Raw genomic sequence first — 12158 nt, forward strand, 5'->3', positions numbered from 1 at the left:
AATAAGCCCGTTAACTTTGTAACGGGCTGTGTTGTTTAAACTGCTATTCGTTATGGGGGATGGTTAGTACAATTTTTCCTACGTGTAGTTTTTGTGCAAACACCTTTTGCGCCGTAACAATTTCACTCAGTGGGAATGTTTGCGCCACTATGGGCTTAATTTTTTCTTGTTCAATAAAGTTAACTAAGCTTTTAAATACCTCAGGCTCTATAACTGTACAGCCAAAAAAAGTTAGATCTTTTAAGTACAAAGTACGTATATCAAGCTCTACTAATGCCCCGCCTATAGCGCCCGACACCGCATAACGCCCTTTTGGCTTTAATACTTCCAAAAGCGTCGGCCATTGCTCGCCAGCAACGAGGTCAATGACTACATCAACACTGTTTTTACCTATAGCTTGAATTAAATCATCTTCACGAAATATAACCTTATCGGCACCTAACTCTTCAAGCTGCTGTGCCTTACTTTTACTTGTAATAGCAATAACAAAAGCACCACGCGCTTTAGCTAATTGCACCGCCGCAGAGCCAACCCCGCCCGAGGCCCCCGTAATTAAAACAGTTTCCCTTGGCTGTGGGTTTGAGCGAAATAGCATGTTTTCGGCTGTAGAATATGAGCACGGAAAAGATGCCAGCTCAGCATCACTAAAGTTACTATTAATTTTATACGCATGAATAGTGTCAACGCGAGTAAACTGTGCAAAACCACCATCGCACTCTGAGCCAAAGTACCACGGTGCTTTTAGTGTTTCGCCGTTAGCTTTAATTAAACATGGCTCAACTATTACTCGCTCACCAATACGGTTTGGATCTACGTTTTTACCAACAGCCACAATCACACCGCACACATCTGCTCCCTGAATACGTGGAAAAACAAACGCATCACCAGACCAACTTGCATCGTCCTTACTGCTTTGTTTTTTAGCGTACCAAGCTGTGCGAGTATTAAGATCGGTGTTATTAACACCCGCCGCCATAACTTTTATTAGTACATCGGTTTGTGCAAGCGTTGGCAGCGGTAAGTTAGTTGCATACTTTAATACATCAAAATCGCCATGTTCGGTAAGCTGTACGCCATGCATTGTAGTAGGTAAATTTGCCATTAATAGCTCCATTATATTAATTTAAGAATACTGTTTTTTGCTGATGTTACCGCCTCATCGCCCATAACTGGCCACGCACTCGACACGCCTTCGTGTAACAAAAACAGGCTACTAGCCAATGATGAATTTAACCCTTGCTCACCTAGCAGTTTTTTTACGTCATTTTTATGAGTTTGCACCGCATGGCTAATAGCTTCATCCTCAGGAAACGCCGACAGCGCATTGATAGATAAACAGCCGTTAGGCGCAAATTCCACCATCCACCCTTTTAGCTGATCAAACATGTGCAAAACCGCCTCTAAGCCCGGAGCCGGCACATCTTTGAGTAAAAAATTAATATAGCGATTATGGCGGTACTCTAGCGCAGCAATGATCATTGCCTGCTTTGACGGATAGTATTTATAGAGAGTGCGCAAACTAACGCCACTGAGCTTTTGGAGCTTAGCTACGCTTGGCTCAGCAAAACCATGTTGACTAAAAGCCACCTCAAGCGCAGCTGCTATTTCTTGTTTTAGCATAGTGTTCAACCTGTGTAGAATGAATGCTCTACTTAATATGGTAGAGCATTCATTCTACATGTCAACCAATACAGATTTATACAAAATAATTACTTTGACACCCATCTTAAAATTTAAAAAATAATAACTATGACACCCATTATAAAATTAAGATGAGGAAAGCCCTCGAGTTCAAATATAAATAATAATATGATGACACCCATTCTAATTATTTATAACAAACAATGTAGTGAGAAATATTTGGTTGGGGCTATATGTTGAGATGTTGAGTGGTAATAGAGATGTTTAAATTTATAGACTTGAGCTTTTTATCGTAATCTTATGGCCATTAAGAAACTTAACGCAGCGTAAAAGCTCAGCAAAGCTAAGTGACATACTATTTATTTAATGGTTTTATTAGGCTAATAATTTTTTACTGTTTGAATAGCTAGGCCTTCGCTTAATAGCTTGATGTTTACAATAGCTATCTAATGAACTTACACGCCCCACCGCTCCATGAAAAATGTTGCCAAATTTAGTTGTAAGTTTTAACCAGTTCTCTGGCGCTATATTCAAACGTATCAATAATTCAGGTGTTGAATGCGCAATAAAACCTATTTTATTAGCACGAACACACCGGCCTGTTAATTCAACTAACTCTAAATATGTTTTTAATTCGAATGGTAAACCTTTTGGCATGTATTTTTTGGGTTTACCCGCAAAGCGTAATAACTGTTTTGGCTGCTTAACTTTTAACGACTGGTCGCTTTTAGAAGCAATTAATTGTATGCGTTGTTTTACGCTTGTAAAGTGCGAACCCTCAGGCGTGACAGCCGCTTTGGCGCGTATTGGGTTTAAATCTACATATGCCATGCACGCTAACAAAGCAGCTTCATCTAGTAACGCTTGAGATTTAAACCGTCCTTCCCAAAACCGGCCTGTGCAGCCATCTTCTTTGTTAGCTCGCCTTGCAATATTTTCATTCAATACACGCATAAACCAACTAATACTACTTAATCGTTCACGGTACTGTTTTATGCTTTCGTTTAAAAACCAACGCTCGGTAGCCGATAGCTTCTCACCACTTGTAAATTTATGTGTGATAGCAGTGCCTTTAAAAAGCTTCTGCCAACGAATTGCTATTGCTCTATCGTTTAACCTATTCGCCTTATTATCATCTACATGCAACACTATATGAGTATGATTACTCATAACGGCATATGCACATACATCTATACAAAAAACCTTTGCGAGGGTGATAAGCTTTTCCTCTACCCATTCTCTTCGATGCGCATAACTTTGCCCAGTAAAGGGGTCTTCACCACACAAATAGGCACGGCGAACACAACGGGAAATACAGTGATAATATTTTGTATCTGCCAAACTTATTTGGCGCTTACGAGCAATAGCCATTACAAAACCCTGTTTATCATTTAATCTAAAGCGTAGTTTGAACCAGTGTTTTATACAATTATCTAATGGGTGTCTTTTTATTATTTAGGTAGGTGTCTAAATTAGTTTTTAGATGGGTGTCATGACTATTATTTTTAGATGGGTGTCATGTCTATTATTTAGTAAATCCCATACTTATTTGCGAGATAAGGCTATATTTAATGTTCGCGATGAGACTGACCGAATAAAGTATTAACTTATTATTTACAAGCAATGCTATAGTTAGCCAATTAGATTTAAGTTTTAATTCAGAAAACAATAAATGACGAACAATTCAATAACAAAAATTAACCCGTTATGCCTTTGCTTGTTCGGGCTCGTTTTATTTTTAATTACCAGTTACTCATCATTTGCTAATAGTTCTTCACTAATTTCATCTGATATAAAATCAATCCAAAGCCTGCTGGCTGATATAAAATCCAACAAGCTAGATTACCTTTTGCACCAAAAAGAGCTAACCTACGCTTATAATGTCACTAAACATACAAAGCACAAACAGTTGCACCTTGAAGCGGCAGCCTTATATTCAGAGCTACTTTTTAGACAAGAAAAATACACCGCACTGAGTACTCATTTACTTGAGTACTTAAATAATACTGATCTTATTAATTATAAAAGTAGTCACCTGCTACTTTTAGAGGTTCAGCTTAAGCTTTATGCAATTAACAAAGAGCTAAGTAATGCGCAATCGCTTGCTAAGCAGCTTCAAATCCAGGTAAAACAACTCGCTCCTAACGAGCAAATTATTGTTTTTCGGGCTATGGCCTATTACTACACCGAAACCGACGAACTTAAAAAAACATTAAGTGCAGCATTAATAGGGTTAGAGCTTGCTATAAAAGAAGAAGACATAGCCTCGCAGGGCTACTTTTTCAGAAAAATTGCCGACGCTTATAACTACCTCTACAAAGATGATAAAGAAAAAGCCATTTATTATGCCCAAAAAGCGGTCGATGCCTACGAGCAAACAAACGATGGTCTATTTACTGCAAAGGCTTATTGGAGCTTAGGAAATGTATTACTAGAGGTCGGTCAGCCTAAAAACGCGCTTGTATACTTAAATAAAGCGCTGGCTTATTTTAGTAAAGTTAATATGAAAAAAGGGTTAGCCTTTGCTCAATATTCTATTGCAAATATTCAATACCTGCAGGGTAATTACGATACGGCTTTAATACTCGCAAACAAAAACATTGCACTTGCAAGCTCCGCCGGCATTAACGATATGCATTTAGCCTCAATGATTTTATTATCAGATATTTATATAAAACAAAATTTATTAAATAAAGCCAACCAAGTAAACGACGAGGTATTTTTAAATCTCGATAAATTTAGTCGCAGCATTTATAAGGCTGATTTTTTAAGCAAACGCTATAAATTAAAGCGTCAACTTAACTACACCGAGGATGCCTTTCACGCCATTGAAGATGAGCTTGCTTATACAATAAAACATTACGAAGCCACCAGCGAAACCAATATAAAAACCTTGCAGGTTAAATTTGAAGTAAAAGAAAAAGAAGACAAGATTTTACAGCTAGAATACGAAAAAAACATAAACAAATTGCAAGCTACAGAAGAACACCAACAAAAAATAATTTGGCGGTTAAGTGCATCTATTGCCTTTATTGTGGTGATCGTATCGCTATTTTTATTTTACCGACAAATGCGCCAACGTAAAAAATACCACGCTATAGCATTAACCGACTACCTAACTAACAGCTTAAACCGACGTGGCATACTACAAAAAGCTGATGAGTGCTTATCCCAGCATAGCCTAGCAATAGCCATTGTCGACTTAGATTATTTTAAAGCTATTAACGACAAATTTGGCCACGATATAGGAGATTTAGTACTTATAAACTTTGCTCAAGCAGCAAAAGACACTCTAAATACTAATGACAAGTTTGGACGCTATGGCGGCGAAGAGTGGTTATTTGTTTTAAAAACGCAAAATCGCGATAAAATAAATAACTTTTTCAAAAATCTTGAAAGTAAGTTAGCGCAGTACTGCAGCGATATTGAAGTATTGCCAAATAAAACACACATTACCTTTAGTGCTGGTGTGGCAATAAGTGATTCTAAAAACGACTCACTAAGTGAGCTCATTAAACGTGCAGACCAACAGCTCTATAAAGCAAAAGAAAATGGCAGAAACCAAATAGCAATCGCATAAATATACGTTATTACTGCCCTTCTATAATCATTTGTTTTATTTTTATCGCTTTTTCAAAGTGATCTAACTTATGGGTGTGTATCCACCACGTAGCGGCTTGCATCAGCAGCTCTGGATTGTCGTTTTTATTTGCAAAAAAAGCGTAAAAAGAAAGACCTACGTTTTCGCCTTTGGCTGCTATTTTTTTATCGCATACAGCTATAATTTTTGCTTTTAGTTCTTCCTGCATACATACCTTATTTAATTGTATTTTAATTATCTAAATATACCGTTTAAAAAACTAACAATTAGCTGTAAAAGACTTCTATCAACAATACTATGATTCTCAAACTCTTTATTAGGCGTATTTACTTTTGTAGCTTTGCATTCATTATTTAGCGGCTCATTTTTATGTATATTGGTTTCATAAGCTATATCAGCTTGCTCCATACATTTTGCAGAGCCCGCATAAGGCTTTGCCGCACAGCCCGTTAAAAATATACTCAGCAATAATAAAGCTAAAACCGCTTTCATCATCAATCCTATTTTATGCACCCTTTTGCTTTAGATTATAGCTGTAAGTTTGCTTAGTTAGTCGGTTATCAAAACAAGTAGATCAATAAAAAACACACCTACTTCATCTACAAAAGCGTCGTCTTTAGCATCCTTTTTTATTTGAGCGCTAATACATTCATTGTAAACCTTTAAGCTTGTTTGAATTCCCTTTAGCTCGGTCATTTCAGCTTCTTCTCTACATAAACGGCTACTGTAATGCGATGCTGTAGTACATGCATTTAATAACACACACAATATTAATGCTGTAGTGGGGCTTTTTAAGTTCATCCTTAAACTATCCTAATATCTAAAGTTTTATAAAAAATATATAAGGCGAGTATTTTCAACTCGTACCTAAATAATGCGCCACTTTAACACCCCTTTAAAATACCCAACCAGTAAAAATATGTAAGCTTATGTAGCGTGATAAGCAACCTTCTTCTTTTAATCTGAAAAAATTGCAGCTTTTTATGTGTAAAAGTTACAGAGCAATTCTATAGCAAGCATTTACAATTCATTTAATTCATATATATCAACAACTTAAACTTTGGCATTTCGCTTGCTTTTAAGTTTGTAAAGCAATTACAGCAAGGAAAGAGTTATGAATATTTTTGAAGCACTACGTCACGATCACGACAAACAACGCGAGTTAGTAGATGCTCTTATTCAAACGCACGGCGATACCACTGAACGCCACAAGCTAATGGACAAGCTAAAAACCGAATTAGAAGATCACGCAAAATTTGAAGAGCGTTATTTTTATAACCCACTTATGTTTGAAGATTTAACACATGAAAAAGCACGCCACAGCGTTGCCGAGCATCATGAAATTGACGAACTAATAGAACAACTTGAAGACACCGAAATGAGTTCATCGGCGTGGTTAGTTGCAGCTAAAAAACTGCACCACTTAGTACATCACCATTTAGATGAAGAAGAGCATGAGGTATTTCAATTAGCGGGTAAAGCCCTAACTGAGGGGCAAAAAGAAAGCCTAGCTAAACAATATAACGATGCCATGCATTAGTTTTAACTTAAACCGACTTCCATACACTCCCTTGTGTACTTATTGGTTATAAGCCTTACGGCTTATAACCATTTTTTTTGCTCTGCTACTTAATTGTAAATTTAACGTCTTGCTCGCGTAATAGGTAAAGTGCAAAACAGGCTGCCCACATTGGCCACGCTGTAAAAAACAATAAATTATTAAAGCCATCAATATACTGATTATAAGATGAGAGCGTAGATAAGCCGTGCATTACAAATATAACGCCATAAGTAAGGCGTTTTTTAATACCCGCTAAAAAAGCCAATACTAATATAAGCTGTAACGCCCCCAGTACATACGCAACCATATCTGTAGAGCCGCTGATCCCATAAAAGTGCTCAAAAAAATTCGTGCGCTGTGCCTTGGGTTAACAAACTTATCGAACGTCCACATAATCATTACAATAAATACGCCAAGGCGTAGCGAAAAAAGCGACCATTGCAGACGATTTGAAAGTCAGTACCTGTTGTACCCGTCATAAAATTTCCTTAAAACTAAATAATCTAATGTGAAACTAGCAAGACCGCTTAACACATATTTTATTTCATTTTATGTATAACTTTTTAATAAATTGGGTGCGCTGCATTGTGCTTAAATGCGTATAAAACCGCTATTTGTAAGTTACAACCTTATTAAGACAATAACTAACTACAGCATTTATTAAACAATAAATAGTGCTTAAAACTGAATAACGCTTTAAAGCAATATGCTAGACTTTTAACGTTTCGTTCTAAAAAACAAAAAGAATTAATAATTGCTGAAAGTTATTCACAAACCTACAGGTCTTTATTGCCACATTAACACTAACCAAAATGAGAACCCTTTTGAAACATTCATATTTGGCACTTTTTATAGCCGCTTCACTCACAACTAATTTTTATGCTCATGCGGCACAATCTGCAGCGAATACCGACTCAATTGAACGTATTGAAGTAGCAGGCCAAACGATTAAATCTCAAGGGCTTTCTGTAAAAGATGCCACTATTAACGGCCCCTTCGGCGACAACCTTGCGCTGCAAGACATAGCCCGCTCGGTCACGCCTATTTCAAGTGAGTTAATAGAGCAACTAAATATTACTACCCTACAAGACGTACTAGCCGTAAGCCCAAACACATACTCTGCAAGTGGCTTTGGTGCACCCAGCTTACCTACTATTCGTGGCCAACTGGGTGAGCTTTTTCAAGATGGTACACGCCGCCAAGCAGGTAATAATGGCTTTGGCGTGCCGTTATCGTTCAATTCTGTAGAACAAATAGATGTAGTAAAAGGCGCACCGCCGGTTTTATTTGGTTCAAGCCAACGTAACGGTGGTTTTGTAAATCTACATTCTAAAGCTGCCTCTACAGATGAAAGTAAAGGTAAAGTTAAGATCTCAGCGGGGCGATGGGATCAATATAGTGCCCAAGTAGATTACACTGCCCCCATTATAAAAGATAAAGTGGGCCTTAGAGTAAGTTACGAGCACCTCGATGAAGGCAGTTACTACGATTACTCAGGCACTAAAAGCGACAGTTTATTTGCAGCACTACGCATATTGCCCGATGATAAAAGCAGTTGGGATATTAACTTTGAGCTATACCAAGTTGAATTTACCGACAACGCCGGTATTAACCGCCCTACCCAAGCCTTAATTGATGATGGCCTTTACATTACCGGCCAAGGCGTGCAAGCAAATGGTAGTACCGTACCGGCGGCAGGTTCAATTGTATCGCCTACTGGGCAAGTAAAAATAGATCGCAGCACCGTACTTACCGACCCTGATAACCAAAACGAAGCAACGACCTACTTAATTCATAGCATTTATAAGCGTGAACTAAGTGCTAATGCCTCATTAAAAAATATTACCTACTTTCAGCATTTACAGCGTGAAGAAATAGCCCAAAACAGCTTTGTAGAAATTATAGACGGCGCCGATACAGCGCAAAACCGCACTGAACTTACCTACCGATGGAATAGCGACCAGCAAACAATTTTTGCTTTTGACGTACGCTACAACAAAGTACTTGGCTACAGCCAATTTACTACCGAGGCCGATTTACCTATTGATTTAACTGGCCCACTTTCAAACCGCCGCATTCCCTTAACCGATGCACAAAAAGCACGTTTAGTAGAGCTAAGCCCAGGTGTGTTTGTATCGCCTGGTGGTCAATACGATTTAGATAACGATGGCAGCGGCGACTTTAACTTATCAGACACCACAGACTCACGTTCATGGCAAACCGGGCTTGCAATCCAACAAGATTCAGATTGGGGCGATAAACTTCATACTAGTGTGGGTTACCGCATCGATTTTTACGATGTAGAAGCAAACGACCCTATTGCACCACAAGGCCAAGTTGCGGCAAGCGATAGCATTAACGAAACCCTGCATTCTGGCCAAGTTAGTTTTAACTACAAAATAAATGCCGACTATACCACTTACGGTGCAGCAAGTTATAACGAAGCAACATCAAACAGTATGGCTGGCGGTACATCGCTTGGCAGCGGTAACACCATTAGCGCACAAAATTTTGCTACCGAAAACACATTAGTTGAATTTGGTTTAAAGTACGCCCCAACCGACAGCGATTGGTACGCTGATGGCGCGGTATTTAGCCAGCGCCGCAGTTTACGTAATCGCGACGGCAGCAATACAGGTATTCGTACTACAGGTTTTGAAAGCCAAGTATTTTACGATGCATACCCTTATTGGTTAAGTGCGGGTTATAGCTACATAGATGCTCGCTACGACAACTCTGCAAGCAGCCAAGATTCTGCCCAAGTAATCGATGCGTTTGACAATTCGCGCCCAGATATTATTGCAGGTACCGGCGTTGGCGCGCCAAGTTTTACCGCGTTTGCACCTTCAAACCGCCAAGTTCAGGGCATTCCTGAGCAGTCGTTCAGTTTTAACGGAAATTATTCAATTAATTCGAAATGGCAAATGGGTTTTTCAGGTCTATATACAAAGAGTTACCCATTAGACTTTTTGGCAACAGTTAAAATTCGTGATCAATACACACTAAACGTTAATACTAGCTACGCATTTACGCCTAGCACTAAGTTGCGGTTAGATGTAAATAACGTCACTAATCAAAAAAACTGGCGTCCAGTATTTGAAGGTGGTTACTTTGGTGCAACGCTGGCTTTTCCAGAGTTACCAATTAACGCAAAACTAACACTTACACATAATTTTTAAGAACGTTTTAAGAGAGAGAACATGATAAAAAAACTATTTTTGATATTGATTGCAGCGGTCGTAATAGGCATGTTCTTTCACTTTAATTTACATCAGCTACTTACACTTGAAGGCTTAAAAGGCTCTATGGAGCAATTTAACCAATATAAAGAACAATCACCATTATTGGTTTTTGGTGGCTTCTTTTTACTGTACGTAGTAGTAACGGCTCTCTCTTTACCGGGTGCGGCAATATTAACACTGGCCGCAGGTGCGTTATTTGGCTTAGTTGAAGGCTTACTTGTAGCCTCGTTTGCCTCGACTGTAGGTGCTACGCTTGCCTTTTTAGTATCGCGTTACTTACTGCGCGATACAATTAAACAACGTTTTCCTGAGCGCTTAGACGCTATTGACGCAGGCGTTGAAAAAGAAGGTGGCTTTTACCTGTTTACACTTAGATTAGTGCCAGTATTTCCGTTCTTTTTAATTAACTTATTAATGGGTGTTACTGCAATTAAAGCGTGGACCTTTTACTGGGTGAGCCAAATAGGCATGTTGGCAGGTACATTTGTATTTGTAAACGCGGGTACGCAACTTGCGCAAATTGAAAGCTTATCAGGCATTTTATCGCTCGATCTTATTTTATCGTTCGCTTTATTGGGTGTGTTCCCATTTATTGCTAAAGGAATCCTAAACGTGTTTAAAAAACGTCGCGTATACAAAAATTACACTAAACCTAAAAAGTTCGATCGCAACATGATTGTTATTGGCGCAGGTGCTGGCGGCTTAGTGACAAGTTACATTGCAGCAGCAGTTAAAGCCAAAGTAACCCTAATTGAAGCCGGCGAAATGGGCGGCGATTGTTTAAACTACGGGTGTGTGCCAAGTAAAGCTGTTATTAAAAGCGCTAAAATTGCTGAGCAAATTCGCCACGGTGAACACTACGGCCTAGAAAACGCGACACCGCAGTTTTCGTTTAAAAAAGTAATGGCACGTGTACACCAAGTAATTGCCGACGTAGCACCGCACGACAGCGTTGAGCGCTACACAAACCTAGGCGTAGATGTTGTAAAAGGCTACGGTAAATTATTAGACCCGTGGACTGTAGAAATTAAGCTTAACGATGGCGGCACGCAAACACTCACAGCCCGTACTATTGTTATTGCCACTGGTGCACGCCCATTTGTACCGCCATTACCTGGCATTGAAGAAACAGGCTATGTAACAAGCGATACCTTATGGACTAAATTTGCTGAGCTTGAAGAAGCCCCTAAAAAGCTTGTTGTACTTGGCGGTGGCCCAATTGGGTGCGAACTTGCACAAAGCTTTGCACGCTTAGGCTCAAATGTTACGCAAGTTGAAATGGGCGATCGTATTATGATCAAAGAAGACCTAGAAGTGTCTACCTTTGCTCACAAAGCGCTTACTGAGAGCGGCGTAAACATTTTAACCTCGCATCAGGCACTTCGTTGTGAAGTGCGCGATGGCAAAAAATTCATTGTGGTAAAACATAACGATACCGAAATCGATATTGAATACGATGAGCTCCTATGTGCTGTGGGCCGAAGCGCTCGTCTTAAAGGCTACGGCCTTGAAGAGCTCGGTATTGAAACTGATCGCACTGTAGTTACTAACGAATACCTTGAAACGCTTTACCCTAACATTTTTGCCGCTGGCGATATTGTAGGCCCGTATCAGTTTACGCACGTAGCCGCTCATCAGGGTTGGTATGCAGCAGTAAATGGCTTATTTGGTAATCTTAAAAAGTTTAAAGTAGATTACCGTGTTATTCCGTGGACCACATTTATTGACCCAGAAGTAGCACGTGTTGGCTTAAACGAGCAAGACGCTATTGATAAAGGCATAGACTACGAGATCACTCGCTTTGAATTTGAAGAACTAGACCGCGCTATTACCGACAGCGCCACCAAAGGCTTTATTAAAGTCATTACACCTAAAGGCAAAGACAAAATACTCGGTGTTACTGTGGTATCTGAGCATGCTGGTGATTTAATTGCTGAGTTTGTACTGGCAATGAAACACGGTTTGGGCCTTAACAAAATACTAGGCACAATTCACAGCTACCCTACGTGGGCTGAAGGTAATAAGTACGCAGCAGGCGAGTGGAAACGCGCTCATGCACCTGAAAAAGTACTTAACATGCTTGAAAAATATCACACATGGCGCAGAGGCTAAT

At 39.3% G+C, this 12158-nt stretch carries 10 protein-coding genes and 1 pseudogene; 4 read left to right on the forward strand and 7 right to left on the reverse strand.

What is annotated here, in order from left to right; genetic code table 11:
* Positions 1-43: 43 nt before the first annotated feature.
* The 3 genes from AN389_RS12075 to AN389_RS12085 all read right to left on the reverse strand — a co-directional run bounded on the left by AN389_RS12075 (position 44) and on the right by AN389_RS12085 (position 3012).
* Positions 44-1102: an alcohol dehydrogenase family protein gene (locus AN389_RS12075; protein WP_055014533.1), complete on the reverse strand. Its 1059-nt coding sequence runs from the start codon at positions 1100-1102 to the stop codon at positions 44-46.
* 11 nt (positions 1103-1113) lie between these two features.
* Positions 1114-1620, reverse strand: coding sequence for a TetR/AcrR family transcriptional regulator (locus AN389_RS12080; RefSeq protein WP_055014483.1), 507 nt, complete (start codon positions 1618-1620; stop codon positions 1114-1116).
* 396 nt (positions 1621-2016) lie between these two features.
* A complete protein-coding gene (locus tag AN389_RS12085) occupies positions 2017-3012 on the reverse strand; it encodes a transposase (RefSeq protein ID WP_055019880.1) in 996 nt (331 codons plus the stop codon).
* A 301-nt stretch (positions 3013-3313) separates the two neighbouring features.
* Between AN389_RS12085 and AN389_RS12090 the strand changes: the two genes are divergently transcribed.
* Positions 3314-5221, forward strand: coding sequence for a tetratricopeptide repeat-containing diguanylate cyclase (locus AN389_RS12090; protein ID WP_055019881.1), 1908 nt, complete (start codon positions 3314-3316; stop codon positions 5219-5221).
* A 10-nt stretch (positions 5222-5231) separates the two neighbouring features.
* Here the strand turns inward: AN389_RS12090 and AN389_RS12095 are convergent, their stop codons facing one another.
* The 3 genes from AN389_RS12095 to AN389_RS12105 are packed head-to-tail and all read right to left on the reverse strand — an operon-like array spanning position 5232 to position 6043.
* Entirely contained in the window at positions 5232-5450 is a 219-nt protein-coding gene (locus tag AN389_RS12095; RefSeq protein WP_055014486.1) for a DUF6500 family protein, read from the reverse strand.
* A 26-nt stretch (positions 5451-5476) separates the two neighbouring features.
* The gene (locus tag AN389_RS12100) at positions 5477-5734 is read right to left on the reverse strand and encodes a hypothetical protein (protein ID WP_055014487.1); all 258 of its coding nucleotides are present in this window, start codon (positions 5732-5734) and stop codon (positions 5477-5479) included.
* A gap of 57 nt (positions 5735-5791) precedes the next feature.
* The gene (locus AN389_RS12105) at positions 5792-6043 is read right to left on the reverse strand and encodes a hypothetical protein (RefSeq protein WP_055014488.1); all 252 of its coding nucleotides are present in this window, start codon (positions 6041-6043) and stop codon (positions 5792-5794) included.
* A 313-nt stretch (positions 6044-6356) separates the two neighbouring features.
* Here AN389_RS12105 and AN389_RS12110 point away from each other — a divergent pair, with 313 nt between their 5' ends.
* Positions 6357-6782, forward strand: coding sequence for a hemerythrin domain-containing protein (locus tag AN389_RS12110; protein WP_055014489.1), 426 nt, complete (start codon positions 6357-6359; stop codon positions 6780-6782).
* A gap of 85 nt (positions 6783-6867) precedes the next feature.
* On the opposite strand, the pseudogene AN389_RS12115 reads toward AN389_RS12110, so the two are convergent.
* A pseudogene (locus AN389_RS12115) lies at positions 6868-7247 on the reverse strand (hypothetical protein).
* A 380-nt stretch (positions 7248-7627) separates the two neighbouring features.
* Between AN389_RS12115 and AN389_RS12120 the strand changes: the two are divergent.
* Complete coding sequence (locus AN389_RS12120) at positions 7628-9982, forward strand: TonB-dependent siderophore receptor (protein ID WP_055019914.1); 2355 nt, start codon at positions 7628-7630, stop codon at positions 9980-9982.
* A 21-nt stretch (positions 9983-10003) separates the two neighbouring features.
* Positions 10004-12157, forward strand: a complete 2154-nt coding sequence (locus AN389_RS12125) for an FAD-dependent oxidoreductase (protein WP_055019882.1) — start codon at positions 10004-10006, stop codon at positions 12155-12157.
* Position 12158 lies beyond the last annotated feature (1 nt).

Source organism: Pseudoalteromonas sp. P1-7a, from assembly GCF_001401855.1.
GTDB lineage: Bacteria > Pseudomonadota > Gammaproteobacteria > Enterobacterales > Alteromonadaceae > Pseudoalteromonas.

Coding starts and splice junctions, on each gene's coding strand:
- AN389_RS12085 (WP_055019880.1), bottom strand. CDS start 3,012: ATGGCTATTGCTCGTAAGCGCCAAATAAGTTTGGCAGATACAAAATAT.
- AN389_RS12080 (WP_055014483.1), bottom strand. CDS start 1,620: ATGCTAAAACAAGAAATAGCAGCTGCGCTTGAGGTGGCTTTTAGTCAA.
- AN389_RS12105 (WP_055014488.1), bottom strand. CDS start 6,043: ATGAACTTAAAAAGCCCCACTACAGCATTAATATTGTGTGTGTTATTA.
- AN389_RS12125 (WP_055019882.1), top strand. CDS start 10,004: ATGATAAAAAAACTATTTTTGATATTGATTGCAGCGGTCGTAATAGGC.
- AN389_RS12090 (WP_055019881.1), top strand. CDS start 3,314: ATGACGAACAATTCAATAACAAAAATTAACCCGTTATGCCTTTGCTTG.
- AN389_RS12075 (WP_055014533.1), bottom strand. CDS start 1,102: ATGGCAAATTTACCTACTACAATGCATGGCGTACAGCTTACCGAACAT.
- AN389_RS12110 (WP_055014489.1), top strand. CDS start 6,357: ATGAATATTTTTGAAGCACTACGTCACGATCACGACAAACAACGCGAG.
- AN389_RS12100 (WP_055014487.1), bottom strand. CDS start 5,734: ATGAAAGCGGTTTTAGCTTTATTATTGCTGAGTATATTTTTAACGGGC.
- AN389_RS12095 (WP_055014486.1), bottom strand. CDS start 5,450: ATGCAGGAAGAACTAAAAGCAAAAATTATAGCTGTATGCGATAAAAAA.